Origin of the sequence: Burkholderia sp. Ac-20353, from assembly GCF_017104785.1 — a bacterium.
In the GTDB taxonomy this organism is placed as follows: Bacteria; Pseudomonadota; Gammaproteobacteria; order Burkholderiales; family Burkholderiaceae; genus Burkholderia.
Genome location: NZ_JAAGPL010000011.1, coordinates 113,880 through 130,486 on the forward strand (window position 1 = coordinate 113,880; position 16,607 = coordinate 130,486).

General features: G+C 63.2%; 14 protein-coding genes. 13 read left to right on the forward strand and 1 reads right to left on the reverse strand.

The window, feature by feature from the left end; genetic code table 11:
• Positions 1 to 24: 24 nt before the first annotated feature.
• The 5 genes from G3N94_RS05580 to G3N94_RS05600 all read left to right on the forward strand — a co-directional run bounded on the left by G3N94_RS05580 (position 25) and on the right by G3N94_RS05600 (position 4,797).
• Positions 25 to 750 carry an OmpW family outer membrane protein gene (locus tag G3N94_RS05580; RefSeq protein WP_205791100.1) on the forward strand — a complete coding sequence of 242 codons (726 nt, stop codon included), beginning with the start codon at positions 25 to 27 and terminating at the stop codon, positions 748 to 750.
• 99 nt (positions 751 to 849) lie between these two features.
• A complete protein-coding gene (locus G3N94_RS05585; RefSeq protein ID WP_205791101.1) occupies positions 850 to 2,493 on the forward strand; it encodes a 3-(methylthio)propionyl-CoA ligase in 1,644 nt (547 codons plus the stop codon).
• Positions 2,494 to 2,524: 31 nt separating this feature from the next.
• The gene (locus G3N94_RS05590; RefSeq protein ID WP_205791102.1) at positions 2,525 to 3,469 is read left to right on the forward strand and encodes a M24 family metallopeptidase; all 945 of its coding nucleotides are present in this window, start codon (positions 2,525 to 2,527) and stop codon (positions 3,467 to 3,469) included.
• Between the two features lie 28 nt (positions 3,470 to 3,497).
• Entirely contained in the window at positions 3,498 to 4,331 is an 834-nt protein-coding gene (locus tag G3N94_RS05595; protein ID WP_205791103.1) for an SDR family NAD(P)-dependent oxidoreductase, read from the forward strand.
• An 85-nt stretch (positions 4,332 to 4,416) separates the two neighbouring features.
• Positions 4,417 to 4,797 carry an MAPEG family protein gene (locus G3N94_RS05600; RefSeq protein WP_205791104.1) on the forward strand — a complete coding sequence of 127 codons (381 nt, stop codon included), beginning with the start codon at positions 4,417 to 4,419 and terminating at the stop codon, positions 4,795 to 4,797.
• Between the two features lie 165 nt (positions 4,798 to 4,962).
• Here the strand turns inward: G3N94_RS05600 and G3N94_RS05605 are convergent, their stop codons facing one another.
• Positions 4,963 to 5,937, reverse strand: a complete 975-nt coding sequence (locus tag G3N94_RS05605) for a nitronate monooxygenase family protein (RefSeq protein WP_205791105.1) — start codon at positions 5,935 to 5,937, stop codon at positions 4,963 to 4,965.
• Between the two features lie 238 nt (positions 5,938 to 6,175).
• Between G3N94_RS05605 and G3N94_RS05610 the strand changes: the two genes are divergently transcribed.
• The 8 genes from G3N94_RS05610 to G3N94_RS05645 form a co-directional block, all read left to right on the forward strand.
• Positions 6,176 to 7,174, forward strand: a complete 999-nt coding sequence (locus tag G3N94_RS05610; protein WP_205791106.1) for a helix-turn-helix domain-containing protein — start codon at positions 6,176 to 6,178, stop codon at positions 7,172 to 7,174.
• A gap of 857 nt (positions 7,175 to 8,031) precedes the next feature.
• On the forward strand, positions 8,032 to 10,092 hold the full coding sequence (locus tag G3N94_RS05615) for a TonB-dependent siderophore receptor (protein ID WP_241021610.1): 2,061 nt from the start codon (positions 8,032 to 8,034) through the stop codon (positions 10,090 to 10,092).
• 144 nt (positions 10,093 to 10,236) lie between these two features.
• Positions 10,237 to 11,307 carry a TauD/TfdA family dioxygenase gene (locus G3N94_RS05620; protein WP_205791108.1) on the forward strand — a complete coding sequence of 357 codons (1,071 nt, stop codon included), beginning with the start codon at positions 10,237 to 10,239 and terminating at the stop codon, positions 11,305 to 11,307.
• A gap of 16 nt (positions 11,308 to 11,323) precedes the next feature.
• Positions 11,324 to 12,361 (forward strand): ornithine cyclodeaminase family protein, encoded by a 1,038-nt coding sequence (locus tag G3N94_RS05625; RefSeq protein WP_241021611.1) that lies wholly within the window; start codon positions 11,324 to 11,326, stop codon positions 12,359 to 12,361.
• Entirely contained in the window at positions 12,355 to 13,737 is a 1,383-nt protein-coding gene (locus G3N94_RS05630) for an alanine racemase (protein WP_241021612.1), read from the forward strand. Before G3N94_RS05625 ends, G3N94_RS05630 begins: the two co-directional genes overlap by 7 nt.
• A 2-nt stretch (positions 13,738 to 13,739) precedes the next feature.
• Positions 13,740 to 14,777, forward strand: a complete 1,038-nt coding sequence (locus G3N94_RS05635; RefSeq protein WP_241021613.1) for a cysteine synthase family protein — start codon at positions 13,740 to 13,742, stop codon at positions 14,775 to 14,777.
• Entirely contained in the window at positions 14,774 to 16,150 is a 1,377-nt protein-coding gene (locus tag G3N94_RS05640; RefSeq protein ID WP_205791110.1) for an MATE family efflux transporter, read from the forward strand. The genes G3N94_RS05635 and G3N94_RS05640 overlap by 4 nt, the downstream gene beginning before the upstream one ends.
• Positions 16,151 to 16,209: 59 nt before the next feature.
• On the forward strand, positions 16,210 to 16,607 hold a 398-nt coding region (locus G3N94_RS05645; protein ID WP_277398508.1), incomplete at its 3' end, for an iron chelate uptake ABC transporter family permease subunit.

Below are 16,607 nucleotides of genomic sequence, written 5' to 3' on the forward strand. Positions count from 1 at the left end.
AAAACGAAAAATACAGGAGACGATATGAAGCACATCAGCTTGGCGGTTCTTTTTTCGCTTGCGGGAATTGCGACGGCTCACGCCCAGTCGGCCGGGCAGTGGGTGTTCAACGCAGGCTGGATGCATTTCGCGCCGCAGGATTCGAGTCAGCTCTTGAGCGTGAGCGCGCTGGGCAGTTCGACCACGGTTCCGGGAAGCGGCGCGACGGTATCCAATGCCGATACGTTTGCGTTCACGGCGACCTACTTTGTCACGGATCACGTTGCCGTCGAGACGCTGTTGGGTGTGCCGCCCAAGCTGACGCTGAGCGGAACGGGTTCGCTTTCCTCGCTCGGAGAGCTGGGCAGCGCGCGCGTCTGGAGTCCTGTGATCCTGGCGCAATACCACTTCGGGGAGCCGACCGCGCGCTTGCGCCCCTACGTGGGCGCGGGCGTCGGTTACGTGTCGTTCAAGAGCATCAAGCTGAACGACCGTGTCGCCACGGGGCAATTGCTTGCATCACCGAGCTTCGGCACGAGTCTGGAAGGACCGACGTCCGCGTCGTTGAGCAATTCGTTTGCGCCCATCATCAACGCCGGCCTTGCATACAACCTGGACAAGCACTGGTCTGTTGGCCTTTCCGCATCGTATGTCTGGCTGTCGACGCGAGCCACGCTGACGACGCGGGCGCCGGCCGGGGTCGTCTCCAGTACGACCAAGCTGAAGCTCAATCCGATCGTGACGTTTGCCTCGCTGGGCTATCGATTCTGATTGCAATGATCCGACCCGCCGGAACGAGGTTTCGGCGCCACCAGTTTCGCTGTTGCGCCAGATGCGCGCGACAGCCTGATTAGCCAACCGGAAGAGCCCATGGAAGGTTTGATGATGCAACAACCGTTGATCGTTTCGTCGCTGCTTGTGCACGCCGAACGCCATCACGGTGAACAGGAGATCGTTTCGAAGCGTATCGAAGGCGATATCCATCGATATCGTTTCGCCGATCTCGCACGTCGTGCAAGACGGATGGCGAATGCGCTGGTCACGCTGGGCATATGTCCCGGCGATCGCGTCGGTACGCTGGCGTGGAACGGCTATCGTCACATGGAGCTCTATTACGCCGTGTCGGGGTCCGGCGCCGTGCTGCATACGCTGAATCCGCGCCTGCATCTCGATCAGATCGTGTACATGGTCGAGCATGCCGATGACCGCGTGATCTTCTTTGATCTCGACATGCTGCCCATCGTCAGGGAGCTGGCTGCCCGCATCGGCAGCGGCAGGATCTTCGTGGCCATGACCGACCGCGAACGGATGTCGTCGATGCTGCCGCTGCTGGCTGGCGTGCTGTGCTACGAAGACCTGATCGAGGCACACGGCGACCGCTTCGAATGGCCTCGCCTCGACGAAAACGAGGCGGCTTCGCTGTGCTACACGTCGGGCACGACCGGCCATCCCAAAGGGGTGCTGTACAGCCATCGGTCCACGCTGCTGCACACCTTCGCGGTGGCCTTGCCGGATGCGCTCAACTGCTCGGCGCGGGACACGATCCTGCCCGTCGTGCCGATGTTTCATGTGAACGCCTGGGGCTTGCCGTATGTCGCGTGCATGGTGGGGGCGAAGCTGGTATTTCCGGGGGCCTCGCTCAAGGGCCGGGAGCTGTACGAGCTGATCGAAGCCGAAGGCGTCACGCTGTCTGCCGGCGTGCCGACCGTCTGGCAGGGGCTGCTGGCCCATGTGAACGCGGAGCGGCTCGAATTCTCGTCGATGAGACGCACCGTGATCGGCGGCGCTGCGTGTTCGCCTGCCGTGATTGCGGAATTCGAGCAAGTGCACCGCGTCGAGGTGCTCCACGCCTGGGGCATGACGGAACTCAGTCCGCTCGGCACCATCGCGACGCTCAAGCCGCGCCATGTTTCGGCGGGGCCGGAAGTCCAGGTTGCCGTGAAGTCGAAGCAGGGGCGCGCGGTCTTCGGGGTCGACATGAAGATCGTCGGAGACGACGGTGACGAACTGCCGTGGGACGGCCACTCGACTGGCGAGCTGATGGTGCGGGGGCTGTGGACCGTCGATGCGTATTTTCGCGGAACCGATAGCCGCCCCCATATCGACGGCTGGTTCCCGACCGGCGATATCGCGAAGATCGACAGCGACGGTTTCATGCAGATCACCGATCGGGCCAAGGATGTCATCAAGTCCGGCGGCGAATGGATCAGTTCCGTCGAGATCGAAAACGTGGCGAGCCGTCATCCGGATGTGGCGACCGCAGTCTGTATCGCCGCGCGCCATCCCAAATGGGACGAGCGCCCGCTGCTGCTGATCGTGAGAAAGAACGGCGACGCGTTGACGGAAGCCGGGATGCTCTCGTTCTTCGACGGAAAGATCGCCAGATGGTCCAGGCCCGATGCCGTCGTTTTTATCGAAAGCGTCCCGCTCGGCGCCACGGGAAAGATCCTCAAGCACAAGTTGCGCGAGCAATTCAGTGAATACCTGTTGAAGCAGCATGCCTGCGCGCATTAACGCGGGTCGGTCAATTTTTCAGAGGTCTACTATGCCATTCCAGAAAAAAGCCATTCAGTATTCAACCATCTGCGTCGCGGATCTCAAGCGGTACCGTCATGTGCAGAGACTGGCCTATGACTGCGTCGAATTCACGGCAGCCAGCCTGCGTACCGGCATGACCGAGCGGCACGCCTGCGCGATCATGAAAAACTGGTTGAAGGAACACGGTGTCGACGATCTGTTTCACGATCCGTTCGCATGGTTCGGCGATCGTGCGGCGTTCAAGGGGTTCTGGGCGGATCATAAATTTTTGCCTTCGGATCGCCAGATCGAGGAGGGCATGCCGGGCATTCTGGACATCGCTCCGATCGTCGACGGTTATTCCGCCGATATCGGCTATTGCTTTGTGCACGGTCGGAATCCGGGAATGCAGGACGTGCTTGACGACATGACGCGCACGCTGCTGAGCGCTCGAGACTGCATTCTCGAAGGTGTCCGCGCGGGTGCAACCTTCCGCACCGTCTACCGTGAGGTGGATGCCCTGATCAAGCGCGCCGGGTACGTCAATCAGCACAAGCGTTACCCGCATCGCGTGCTGGGCCACCGTGTCGGACGCCATATGCGCAATCCCTTGAACAAGGTTCGGTGGCTGGGTTTCGGCCTGCCGACCTATCTTTCCCTGATGAGCAGACAATGGGGCTCCAAGCTTGCCCCTCGCCTCGTGCATTCGCCCTTGTGGAACGATCTGCGCGAGTCCGATCACCGGCCGTTCGAAGGCTTGTGGGCTATCGAACCCCATATTTCGCTGCCCGATCAGAGCCTCGGCACGAAGTGGGAAGAAATCCTGGTGATCGCAGACAACAATGCGTGGTGGCTCGACAATGACACGCCGCATTGTCGACAGGGCGAGCAACGAGGGTGGTGGCGCCCGTCGTCCGAATCCGCTACGCAGGTCTTTTTGCACCAGGCCGACGAGCTGCTCGTCCTGGCATGAACTCGCGGACCCGGAAAGGAGCAGGGAGATGGCAATGATGTCCCTCGCAGGCAAGCGAGTACTCGTGACGGGCGCGTCTTCGGGCATCGGATATGAAACAGCCCTTGCATTCGCTCGCCGTGGTGCGAATCTCGTGCTCGTCGATATCGACGCCCAGGCGCTCGAGACCGCTGCGCAATCAGTACGCGGATGCGGCGTGCAATGTCTGACGTGGACGGTCGACGTTGCCGATGCCGGGGCCATGGCGGCCATGGCTCAGGCGGTGCGGGAGATGGCAGGCGTGCCCGATGTGCTCGTCAACAATGCGGGCATCGCTTTTCTTGGCGCGTTTCTCGAGACGCCGCAGGAGGCCTGGCGACAGATGTTCGATATCAACGTCATGGGTGTGGTCCTGGGTTGCCGCTTATTCCTGCCGTCCATGCTCGAAGCGGGCGGTACGAGGCATATCGTTAATGTCGCCTCGGCGGCGGGCCTGGCACCGGCTTATCTGATGTCGGCTTACGTGGCGTCGAAACACGCAGTCCTGGGTTTGACCGACAGTCTGGCGATGGAGCTTGCGGATTCGGACATCGGCGTTTCGGTGGTGTGTCCGGGCATCATCAACACCCCGATCGCCAAGCCCGGTTCCTCGCGCGTCGGGAAGAGCGTGACACGCCATCAGTTGGAGCGTCTCGGGGAACTTTACAGAACCAAAGGCGCGCATCCCCGGCTCGTCGCCGAAGCTATCGTCGATGCGGTGCTGTACGGCAGGGGGCTGGTTCTGGTCGGGCCCATCGCCCGCCTCGTTTACAACATGCGCCGCGTGTCCCGTTCACTGCTCATGAAACTCATGCTGGCCGAAGCGAAAAAGATCTGGCGTTGAACCGTCAGTTCCTCAACCGGCGAGACCGCCTGCGCCCGAATCCGGCCGCGGTTTCGCATATTCAATTGAAAGGAGATCGACAACGATGACGAACGCATTGTGGTGCGTAATGATTGCCGCGCTAATGCCGCTTGCAGGCTCGATTACTGCAAAACTGGGCAGCCGCATGCCCATACGTGCCAACCATCATGTCCGTGAATGGCTGGCGGGGCTCGATGGATGGGCAAAGCGAGCCCACTGGTTCCAACTGAATTCGCTGGAGGCATTTCCCATGTTTGCCGCGGCTGTGTTGACAGCGCAGTATCTTCACGCACCACAGATGCGGATTGATCAGCTTGCCATCGCGTTCATCGGGTTGCGTCTGGCTTATTTTGTTTTTTATCTTGCCGATTGGGCGACCTTGCGCACCCTGGTATGGACCGGTGGTTTCGCCTGCACGATAGCTCTCTTCGTTACAGGCGCTTAAGAAACGGTTTCAAACGACCCTATGGGCCCGCTAACACCGGGTCGGCAACCTTGGTCGAGGAACCCACTGCTCTGTTCCCCGGGTGCCCGTTTGGCACGACGAGTCTCTAAACCGGCTTGAGCGGTGCGCGTTTCTCGACTTCGCGGTCATCTGTCGTCTCGCCAATCAAGCCGCAATGCGTGACAGGCGACCGCGGATGATCTCGGTGGCCTCGCTCACGATGCGCTCGATGAGTTCCTTCACAGTCGGGATGTCGCGGATCAAGCCGACGACCAGACCGCATGACCATGCGCCCGTGTCAAGGGCGCCTTCTTTCATGATTCGCGGATACACGCCGGCGACCTCCTCGGCGATATCTTCGAACCTGATGCTGGCGCCGAGCGTACTCTCTTTTTCGAGGATGCGGTCAACCGCGGCATTGCGCAGCACGCGCTCGGTATTGCGCAGCGGGCGCATGACCAGACGTGTGTCCAGTTCGGTGGCCGAGACCAGCGCCCGTTTCACGTTCTCGTGCACCGGCGCCTCACGGGTGGCGATAAAGCGCGTACCCATATTGATGCCATCCGCGCCGAGCGAGAGTGCGGCAGCCAGTGACCGGCCATCCGCCATGCCGCCGGAGGCCACGAACGGAATCTCGAGCTCATCGGCAGCGCGTGGCAGCAGAATGAAGTTGGGAATGTCGTCCTCGCCTGGATGACCGCCGCATTCAAATCCATCCACGCTGACCGCATCGCAACCAATGGACTCGGCCTTTAGCGCATGACGAATCGAGGTGCACTTATGGATCACCTTGACACCGGCCTCCTTGAGCGCTGTCAGGTATTGCTGAGGGTTGTTGCCGGCAGTTTCCACAACCTTGACCCCGCCTTCGACGACGGCCCGAATATAGCCGGGATAATCTGGAGAACTGACGGTTGGAAGGAAGGTCAAGTTCACACCGAACGGCTTCTCGGTCATCTCGCGGCAGCGCCGGATTTCGGCAGCCAGATCTGCCGGTGTTCGCTGGGTGAGGCCGGTGATGATGCCGAGGCCACCTGCGTTGGAGACGGCCGCCGCAAGCTCGGCGAGCCCGACATGATGCATGCCCCCTTGGATGATCGGATATTCGATGCCGAAGAGTTCGGTGATCTTGGTTTTCATGATGTTTGCGGTTTAAGTTGATACGAAAGCGCCTTGGCATGCGGGGAGCGCGTCGCGACCACGACACGCGTCATCGCACGGCTGAATACTGCTGGTGCGATCCCCTGCTCTGCTGGCTGCATTGAAAATCTGGTTCGCCACGCTGCGCTGGCGCCAGGTGGACAAGGCGAGTTTCCCCGTGGCCCGAATTGCTGTACATTGGCTAAACTGACATATTCAATGCGATATACGACACAGCATGCCTCGCGCTGCCATCCTTGCGTATGACGATTGCTACGCTTCCAGCTTGGGAGGATTCGCTGACATCCTTCAGGTGGCGAACTCGCACTTGCGGCGACAGATGGGCGATGGAAATGCGCGGTTCGAGTGGCGGTTCGTTTCCCCGACGGGGAAACCCATTACGGCGAGCAACGGTCTGCAACTGAACACGGAACCGATTCGACCGCGGGAGAAGTTCGATCTGGTTTTTGTTCCCAGTGCGCACTACGCGAGCGGCAAGGCCTTTGACCAGTTGTTGGCACGACAGTCTGCTGCATACGACTGGCTTGTTTCGCAATGGGACTCAGGGGCCTACCTTGCGGCAAACTGCACCGGCACCTTCGTCCTGGCCAAAACCGGCCTCTTGGACGGACGGCCTGCGACGACCACCTGGTGGCTGGCAGACCAATTTCGCAGTCGGTTTCCTCGCGTCGACCTTCAGCTTGAACCCGTTGTTACTGAAGCAGACCGCCTGATTTGTGCCGGAGCTTCAGCGTCCTACCTGCTGCAGACAATCCATATCGTCGAGCGTTTTTCCGGGGCGATCGTCGCTTCGCAGTGCGCCAAAACGATGCTGATCGATGTCAGCCAGACGAAGCAATTACCGTATCTCCCGTTGCTGACGGACAAAGCTCACGCCGACTCGCTGGTTCACCGTGCTCAGCACTGGCTGCAGAAGAACATGGCGAAGGACGTGAAGATGTCAGTGATGGCGCATGACCTTGGCGTGAGCGAGCGCACGATCATCCGCCGATTTCAGGCAGCACTGAACCAGCCGCCGTTGCGGTATTTGCAAAGCCTACGCATCGAGGCTGCACGCAGTTTGCTGGAGGCCGGAGATCTCAGCCTCGAGAGGATTACGGTCCAGGTGGGATACAACGACACGAGCTCATTCTGCCGGCTATTTAAGGATAAGGTCGGCCTCAGTCCTGGCGCGTACCGTGATCGCTTTCGCCCCACGGCGGAGTCGCGACAATGAATTCGTCTCTGGTCGAGACAGTGACCACCTTCGCGTCCTGTTCCAGGCGATGCTGAAGGTCGTTTTGCAGCAGTTCTGTTCGATGGTGTCGACATAAACGGAGTCGTATCGTGGCGCGAGGTTGCAACGGCTTACCGCATAGGGCATAGCCACGATACGGTAATCGAGACGACGATTCCTGCCGAGTCCATCGAACCCGCACATCGTTTGAAGGCTGATCGCTGTAACGTCGCGAGATGGTACCTGGCGACGAGCATACCCTTCTGCGACGGTGTCTTTCGCCAAGTTATGCACGAGATACACCGACGGAGGCAGGCAATCTTCCAAAGACGACTTTTCTGAGAATCTTCGTACCCAAGGACACTTTTTCTGAGACGAGCAGCGGGCACTCGTCTCAAAAAAGATGTCCAAATCCTTGATTTGTCTAGGGTGCCAAAGACACCTTTTCTGAGAGCCAACATTGTTGTTGACTTTTTATCTTAAAAAGGAATAATTCTCATTTCGATCTTCGGGCGGTCCGGGTTTGCTCCGGTCGCAGGCCACTGGAGCGACGGATCGTGGGGCGGAGGAGGTGACTCGGCGTGCCGCGCAGTCGCTCCGATGTTGCCCGGATACATCGAACACGCAATACCTCGGGTTCAGCGGAATTGTCATTGCCCAGTTCGCGGTGACCGATTTTCACAATAAGACAGAACGGAAGCAGAACGATGCGGTCGATCAGGAGTGCAGAAGGTTTGGAGGGGGCGCCGCGCGTCGCACGGCGAGTGCCGGCGCGTCGGCAGGACAAGTTGATTCTCGCGTGCGCGCTGGCGTTCGCGTCATGGAATGTCCACGCGCAAGAGGCCGCGAGCAACGGTATGGAGACCGCGCAGGACAAGGCCGCATCAGGTGTTGCGCCGCAGGATTCGGCGACTGCCGCCGCAGGGACGCTCGATGCGATTTCTGTCAAGGGTAGTCGCCCGTCGCTGTATGCGGTACCTGACGTCAACGTCGGCGCACTCGGCGCGAAGGATCCGAAGGACCTGCCGATGTCGGTAGCGTCCTACTCGAGCGAGCTGATCGAGGCGCAGCGCGCCCGCACGCTGATGGACGTGCTGAAGAACGATCCGTCGGTGCAGAACACCGCGGTGGGCGGTGCAATGGACAACATCAGCATCCGCGGCTTTCCGGTCGACTGGACCAACACGATGCGGCGCGACGGCATGCCGGTTGCGCCTTACTACGACCAGCCGCTTGAGAACGTCGAGCGCGTGGATGTGCTGAAGGGCCCGTCGGGCTTCCTGTACGGCGTGAACTCGCCGGGTGGCACGGTCAACTATGTGCTCAAGCGCCCGACCCGCGACCGCTTCACGACCGTCACCAGCGAAGTGCGCAGCTACGATGGATACTACGGCGCGGTCGACACCGGCGGCCCGATCGGCGACGGCCAGTTCGGCTATCGCTTCAACGCCGCGGGCGAGAAAGTCGGAAACTTCGGCCATTCGGGCGACCTGCGCCGCACGTTCGTGAGTGGCGCGCTCGACTGGGCAATTTCGCCGCGTGCGCTGCTGCGTTTCAACTTCGACTACCAGAACAAACGGCTCGCCGCGCAGCCCGTGATCGGCACGCAGCCTGATGGCTCGCTGCCGCCGCAGTTCGATCCGCGCACGCTGCTCGGGCAACCGTGGCTGCAGTACCGCACCAACACGTTCAACATTGGCGGCCAGTTCGATTTCAAGCTGACCGACAACTGGACCTTCACGACGCAGGTCGCGCAGTCGTACAACAACCGCGACGCGGCGTTTCCGGACATCTACTCGGTCGCGGCGAACGGCAACATCCTGAGCGGCGACATCTATCTGTCGCCGGACCAGAGCTTCCGTGTGCTGTCGACGAACACGTTCGTGACCGGCAAGTTCAATACGGGACCGCTCGCGCACCAGCTTGTGACGGGCGTGTCGACGCGCAACTACGATTCGCAGCAGGGCGGTTTCGGCGTGATGCCGATCACGGTCGGCAACATCTTCAATCCGGTCTATTCGCCGGCGCAGACGACCACGTTCCCGGGCAAGACCCGCACGAAGAACTTCCAGCCGAGCGTGTTCATCAGCGACCTGATCGACATCGGCTCGCACTGGAGCGTGATGCTCGGCCTGCGTCACGTGCGCTACCGCGACGATTCGTATGCGCCGTCGGGCAGCGAGTCGCACTATCAGACGAGCGTGAACGTGCCGTCGGCCGGCCTGATCTTCAAGCCGCTGCCGTCGCTGTCGACCTACGTCAGCTATTCGGAGGGCTTCGAGCAGGGCGGCGTCGCGCCGTACAACACGCTCAATGCGGGCGAGAACCTCGCGCCGGTGAAGAGCAAGCAATACGAAGCCGGCGTGAAGGCCGACATCGGCAGCGACCTGACGGTCAATGCGGCCGTGTTCCGCATCGAGAAGACGCTGCAGTACGTGAACGCGGCGAACTACTACGTGCAGGCCGGCACGCAGCGCCATACGGGCGTGGAACTGACCGCGAACGGCCGCGTGACGCGCGACCTGTCGATCGTCGCGGGCGCTGCCTATCTGCATACCGCGCAGGACGATACGGGCGACCCGGCAACGAACGGCAAACGCGCCGCGAACGTGCCGACGTTCCAGGCGAGCGCGTTCCTCGACTACCGGATCGCGGCCGTGCGCGGGCTGAACGTCGATGCGGGCATCTACTACGTCGGCAGCCGGCCGCTCGATGCGGCGAACACCGTATCGCTGCCGGGCTACGTGCGCTTCGATGCAGGCGCGCGCTACCAGACGCGCATCGGCGGTCACACGACGATCTTCCGCGCCGGCGTGCAGAACCTGACCGACAAGCGCTATTGGGCTGCGGCGACCTACAACTCGGTCTGGCCGGGTCAGCCGCGCACGTTCTTCCTGTCCGCGCAGGTCGACATGTAACGCAAAGCATCGACAGAACGAGAGACGACGGCCACCGGACGTGCCACAGAGCACGCCGGCCGTCCCCCCACGAAAACAGGTTATCCGCAGGGCATCCGCCGCACCGCCGGTGTGGCATAGCCCGTTTTCAAACGAGGGAAACGTATGAATCTTGCTGAAGGCATCGATCCATCCGGTCTGCGGCCGGTTTCGAAGTCACTCGCGATCTACGAATTGCGTGACGACGAGGTCACCGGCCTCACGGAAGTCGCGCAGGAACTGATCGCGCATCACGACAGCGTCGAAAGCACGTCGTTCGCGCACGACTGCATGCTGGCTGCACAGGAACTGCCGCGTTCGCTGCGTGCGCTCGCGCAGCGCTATCGGCAACTCGAGCTGCCATGCAGCGTGCTGCTGCTGCGCGGGATGCCGGTCGACGACGCGCGCATCGGCCCGTCGCCGTCGCACTGGGATGCGTCCTGGCGCAATCCGCCGTCGCTGCTCGAAGAAACGATGCAATGCCTGATGACGTCGCTGCTCGGCGACATGTTCGGCTGGCGTACGCAGGAGAACGGCCGTTTCCTGCGCCACATCGTGCCGATCCGGAAGGACCATGCGGAGCAGCTTGGTGGCGGCAGCAGCGTGACGCTGGTGTGGCACAACGAGGAGGCGTTTCACGAGCATCGCGCCGATTTCCTGTCGATTCTCTGCTACCGGAATGACGAACGTGCCGAGACGATCTTCTGCGGCATCGACGAGATCGAGATCCCGGACGACCTGTGGCGCGTGCTGAGCGCGCCGCGCTTCACGATCCTGCCGGACAAGTCGCACCTGCCCGAGCAGAACGTCAGCGAGCATTGGCGGCTCGACGATCACGTGTTCGAACACATCCGCCGCATGCACGAGAACCCGGAGCCGGTGCCGGCGCTGTCCGGCCTGCGTGCGAAGCCGTGGCTGCGCGTGGACGAGGCGTTCATGGCAGCGCTTCCCGGTGATCGCGAGGCCGGGCGCGCGCTGCGCTGGCTGATCGACGCCTGCTATGCCCACCAGACGAGCGTCGTCATGCAGCCGGGCGACATGGTCTGGGTCGACAACAAGCGCGCGGTGCACGGGCGCACCGTCTATCACCCGAACTACGGGCCGCGCCAGCGCTGGCTGCGGCGCGTCAACGTTCACGTCAACCTGCGCGAGACGCTGCCGTTCCGGCAGGCGCCGACGACGCGCGAAATCCTGTGAGGCGCGGATGAATACGATGACATTCGATATGGCCGACGCGGCCGAAACCAAGACAGACGTGCGCCCCCGGCTCGCGACGCAGCCGTCGCAATTGCTCGTGCTTGGCAAGCGCGTGATCGACGAACTCGAATACGACCCGGCGATGGTGCTCGACGCGGTCGAGCGCGCGTATCTCGGTCTTGGTACCGGAGAATCCGACAACCCGCGCAAGCTGATGAGCCAGCCGGCGGACAAGCATTCGGTTGCGTACTCGATGCTCGGCCGCGACGGTGGACGCCGGACGGTCGGCTTCAAGACCTCGTACAAGCACGACCCCGATCACAGCCGCGAGCTGCAGAAGTACTACACAACGCTGCTGCTGTTCGACGACGAGACCGGCCTGCCGGTCGCGATGATGGACGGCAGCCTTGTCGGTTCGCTGCGCACGCCGGCCGTCTCGGCGCTGATTGCGCGCGCAGCTGCGCCGCACGCGCGAACGGCGCTCGTGGTCGGCACCGGCACGCAAGGCCGGATGGCTGCGCCGTTCCTGTTGACTGCGCTGCCGGACATCGAGCGTGTGATCGTGCACGGCCACTACCACGAAGGCATCGACGCGGTTCGCAACACGCTGAAGCGCTTTCACCCGGACCGTGACATCGAGGTGTCGACGGACCTCGACGCGTCTGCAAGACAAGCGGACATCGTGCTCGGCGTGGCCGGCGCGGGTGCGCCGGAGTCAGTGCATCACGCAGCGCTGAAGCCCGGCGCGCTCGCGCTGCTGGTCGGCTACGGCATTCATCCCGACGCGCTCCATCGCGCCGACTACCGGATCGCGACGAGCGAAGCGCAGATGCAGGTGACCGGGGCGGATCTCGTCGACGAGACGGGCAAGCTGCCGCCTGTCGATGCGGAGCTGCCGGACATCCTGCTCGGCCGCAAGCCGGCACGCCGTGCCGACGACGAGATCGTGTACGCGTTCAACAGCGGGATGATCGTGACCGACATTGCGCTCGGCCGCGTGCTGGCCGAGGCGGCGCGTGCGAAGGGGCTCGGCACGGAGGTCGAGCTATGGTGAGCGATGTTCCGCGTCTGCCCGCGTTGTGGGATCCGGCATTGCGCGATTTCGTGGATCAGCGTGAAGCGATGATCCACGAACTTGCGAACGGTTTCGATGCACCAGTTCATCTGCTGTTTCCGGAGCGATTCGCGCGCAATGTCGCGGCGTTTCAACGCGTGCTTGAAGCGCGTCAAGTACCGGGCCGCGTGTACTACGCGAAGAAGGCGAACAAGGCGCGCTGCTTCGTGCGTGCCGCTGCCGAGTGCGGGATCGGTGTCGATGTCGCGAGCCTGGGCGAGTTCGCAGACGCACTGGCCGCAGGCGTCCGTGGCGCCGATATCGGCGTGTCCGGTCCCGCGAAGGCGGGCGACCTGCTCCGGCTCGCGGTGCTGCACGATGCGCTGATCGCCATCGACAGTCCCGACGAACTCAGTCGTCTGATCGCGATTGCGCAGCAATCCGGGCGCATCGCGCGTGTGCTGCTGCGTATGGCGCCGGCCGCGCAGACCGGAAGCCGGTTTGGCCTGAGTGCTGCCGCGCTCGACTCGGCGCTGTCGATGTGTGCATCGAACCGGTCGGCATTGGTGTTCGAAGGTTTTTCGTTTCACTTGTCCGGCTACAGCGCGCAGGCGCGCTGCAATCAGGCAGGGATCGCGGTGCGCGCGTGCGTGGCGGCGCGTGCGCTCGATCTCGCGCCGCACACGATCAATATCGGCGGCGGCTTCGCGATGTCGTACGCGAGTTCGGACGACTGGCGTGCGTTCCAGGCGGCACACGGCCCGGACGACTATCACGCGAAAAAGGTGTTCGAAGGCTTCTATCCGTATCACTCGGCGTGCAGCGGCGCGCAGATGCTCGACGCCATTCTGACCGGCGTCCCGGACCGCGAATCGAAGCCGCTTGGCGATCTGTTGAATGAGCACGGGCTGCAAATCATGCTCGAGCCGGGCCGTGCGCTGCTCGATCAGGCGGGATTCACGGTGTTTGCCGTGCAGGGTGTGAAGGATCGCGGCGACTACGGCATCGCGACCGTGAACGGCACGAGCTTCAGTGTCTCCGAACAATGGTTCGCCAGCGAATTCCTGCCCGATCCCGAGCTGCTGACGGCCGCACGCGAACCTGAACAGCCGCCCCGAGCATCCGGACCTTACCGTGCCTGCGTCGGCGGTGCGAGCTGCCTCGACTCGGACATGATCACCTGGCGCAAGGTCGCGTTCGCGCAGCGCCCCGAACCCGGCGATCTGCTGCTGTACCCGAACACGGCCGGCTACCAGATGGATTCGAACGAATCGCCGTTCCATGAATTGCCGCTGCCCCCGAAGCTTGTCGTAACCCTCGATGGTGCGCGTCCGCGTTGGCGCGTCGATCGCCTTTCCCCGTTTTCCGGAGCCTGACGATGAATATGCGTTTCCTGGGTGAACAACCGACGATCACCGTGCCGGCGATCGTGTCGAAAGTATCGGATCTCATTGGGCGCACGCCCTTGTTCGAGCTGATTCGCGGCGCCAACGGCGCACGCATCCTGCTCAAGCTCGAATCGACGAATCCGACCGGCAGCGCCAAGATCCGGATGGCACGGCAGATGCTCGACGAAGCCGAGCAGGACGGCAGCCTTCGGCCGGCCGGGCGCGTGATCGAATCGACGTCCGGCAATACCGGCATGGGCCTCGCGCTGCTGTCCGCCGAGCGTGGCTACCGGTTCACCGCGGTGGTCGACTGCCACGCGTCGAAAGACAAGCTGCGCGCGATGCAGGCGTTCGGCGCCGAGCTCGTCTACGTAAGCGAAGGCGATGCGCTGGCGACGGCAGACCGCGAGGCGCTTGCCGAGCGAATGGCGGCCGACGATCCGGACAGCATCTGGACCGAGCAGCACAACAATCCGGCTAACGGCAACGGCTATCGCGGGCTTGCTCTCGAATTGCGCGACACGCTCGGCGAGCGGATCGACTACCTGGTCGGCTCGGTCGGCACCGGTGGTTCGCTGTTCGGCACCGCGCGCGAGCTTCGCGCGACGGGTCCGGTGCCGCGGGTGGTGGGTGTCGAGCCGGTCGGCTCGATCGCTTTCGGCGGCGAAGGCGGCCCGTACTACCAGTCGGGCACCGGTACGCCGCCCGGCGCGGAAATCGGCGCGCTGGTCGACCATGCGCTGCTCGACGAAGGCGTCAAGGTGACGGATGCGGCCGCGTTCAACACCGCACGCTACCTCGCGCGCAAGAAGTCACTGCTCGTCGGTGGCTCGGCGGGCGGCGTGATCTGGCATGCGCTGAAGATGTTCGATGCGCTGCCGCCCGATTCGACGCTCGTCGTGCTGGTCTGCGACGGTGGCGAAAAATATCTCGACACGGTATTCAACGACGACTGGATGCGCGAGCGTGATCTGCTCGACGACACCATCGCCCGCGAACTCGATCCCATCTTTGACAACGCGGCATGAAGCTTCATCGACAGTTCTGGCTCGACGCCACGCATATCGGCGCGCTGGCCGGGCCGCTCATCCTCACGCAGCTCGCGCAGGTCGCGCTGACCACCACCGATATCGTGATGATGGGCATGCTCGGTCCGCGCGAGATCGCCGCAGGCGGCCTCGCGCTGACGATCTTCAACCAGTTGCGGACGATGGGGACGGGGCTCGTGACGGGCACCGGCAACCTCGTCGCGTTCGCGAACGGGCAGAAAGACCATGCGCAGATCATGCGTCTCGTGCGAGCGAGCTTTGCATTGTCGACGCTCGCAGCGCTCGCGTTCGCGCTGCTGATGCTGTTCGTCGAGAAGCCGCTCGTCTGGCTCGGCCAGGACCCTGCCGTCGCGCGGCAGGCCGCGTTCTATCTTGCGGCTGCCGCGCCCGGCATGCTGCCGTGCCTCTGGTTTCAGTCGCTGCGGCAATATACGGTCGGGCTGCGCAAGCCAGGACCGCTGCTTGCGATCACGGCCGTGTCGATCGTCGTCAACGCGGCGCTCGACTACGCGCTGATGTTCGGCCGCTTCGGCTTCCCCGAGCTTGGTTTGACCGGCGTTGCGTGTGCGACGAGCGGGGTGTACCTGCTGTCGTTCGTCGCATTTCTCGCGATCGCGAAGCGCCGGGCGGAGCTGTCCGAACACCTGTCGCTCGCCGCATGGCGAGCGGATGGGGACGCGCTCGCACGTACCTGGAAGATGGGCTTGCCGATCGCGGCGACTTACGGGTCCGAAGCGGCGTTCTTCACCGTGCTCACGCTCGTGATCGGCACGCTCGGCACCGATGCGCTCGCCGCGCAGACGATCGTCAACCAGGTGATCTACATCGTGTTCATGATCTCCGTCGGCCTGTCGCACGCGTCTTCGATCAGTATCAGCCATGCGTGTGCGGAGCACGACTATCGTAGCGCGCGTCGGCTCGGCTATACGGGCCTCGCGCTGGGCGTTGCTGCAATGCTGATCGTCGCGCTGCCGTATCTGGTCGCACCGACTCACGTACTCGCGCCGTTCCTCGACCATGGCGCGGCGGCAAACGCGGACGTGCTGCGGCTTGCGACCGGCCTGCTGACGATCGCCGCGCTGCTGCAGATTTTCGATTGCAGCCAGAACATCGGCGTCGGCATCTTGCGCGGGCTCGGCGACGTGAAGAGTTCGTTCCGGATCTCGATCGTCGGCTACTGGATGATCGGCTTGCCGGTCGCGTGGGCGGCGGGCGTGATGCTCGGCTACGGGATCTACGGCATCTGGATCGGCCTCGCGATCGGGCTGGCCGCGACGGCGACGATGCTGTTGCGCAAGTTCGAGTACCGGCTGGGCACGCTGGCGAAACAGGCGAGCGCGGGGCAATCATGAGCGAGCGGGATGGGACGCAATGGCGGGCGTCCGGTGAACCGTCACCGGATAGGCTTTGCATGCGACGCTCGCCGCCCGGCGCGTCAGATGAGCCGCGGGTACGCGTCGCCACGATCATGTGCCTGTTGATCGTCGGGCTGGGAGTCGTTGCGCTCGCGAGCCTGTGCGCGGGCAACCTCGTGCTCAGCCCCGCTGCCGCGCTCGACGCACTGGCGGGCGGCGATTCGCCCGCCGCGCAGATCGTCCATGCATTGCGGCTGCCGCGCTTCGTCGCCGCGCTGCTGGTCGGCGCAAGTCTCGCGGTGGCTGGCGCGCTGATGCAGGGGATCACGCGCAATCCGCTTGCCGATCCGACGCTGACCGGCGTCGTCAGCGGCGCGTCGCTCGCGGTGGTAGCCGCGACCGTGCTGGCGCCGGCGGTGCCGGCCGGCGCGCTGCCGTTCGTCGCGCTGGGCGT

Bases quoted from the DNA above. Each gene is read 5' to 3' on its own strand.
- G3N94_RS05610 (WP_205791106.1), top strand. From the start codon at position 6,176: ATGCCTCGCGCTGCCATCCTTGCGTATGACGATTGCTACGCTTCCAGC.
- G3N94_RS05615 (WP_241021610.1), top strand. From the start codon at position 8,032: ATGGAGACCGCGCAGGACAAGGCCGCATCAGGTGTTGCGCCGCAGGAT.
- G3N94_RS05635 (WP_241021613.1), top strand. From the start codon at position 13,740: ATGAATATGCGTTTCCTGGGTGAACAACCGACGATCACCGTGCCGGCG.
- G3N94_RS05630 (WP_241021612.1), top strand. From the start codon at position 12,355: ATGGTGAGCGATGTTCCGCGTCTGCCCGCGTTGTGGGATCCGGCATTG.
- G3N94_RS05640 (WP_205791110.1), top strand. From the start codon at position 14,774: ATGAAGCTTCATCGACAGTTCTGGCTCGACGCCACGCATATCGGCGCG.
- G3N94_RS05620 (WP_205791108.1), top strand. From the start codon at position 10,237: ATGAATCTTGCTGAAGGCATCGATCCATCCGGTCTGCGGCCGGTTTCG.
- G3N94_RS05625 (WP_241021611.1), top strand. From the start codon at position 11,324: ATGACATTCGATATGGCCGACGCGGCCGAAACCAAGACAGACGTGCGC.
- G3N94_RS05600 (WP_205791104.1), top strand. From the start codon at position 4,417: ATGACGAACGCATTGTGGTGCGTAATGATTGCCGCGCTAATGCCGCTT.
- G3N94_RS05585 (WP_205791101.1), top strand. From the start codon at position 850: ATGGAAGGTTTGATGATGCAACAACCGTTGATCGTTTCGTCGCTGCTT.
- G3N94_RS05605 (WP_205791105.1), bottom strand. From the start codon at position 5,937: ATGAAAACCAAGATCACCGAACTCTTCGGCATCGAATATCCGATCATC.
- G3N94_RS05595 (WP_205791103.1), top strand. From the start codon at position 3,498: ATGGCAATGATGTCCCTCGCAGGCAAGCGAGTACTCGTGACGGGCGCG.
- G3N94_RS05590 (WP_205791102.1), top strand. From the start codon at position 2,525: ATGCCATTCCAGAAAAAAGCCATTCAGTATTCAACCATCTGCGTCGCG.
- G3N94_RS05580 (WP_205791100.1), top strand. From the start codon at position 25: ATGAAGCACATCAGCTTGGCGGTTCTTTTTTCGCTTGCGGGAATTGCG.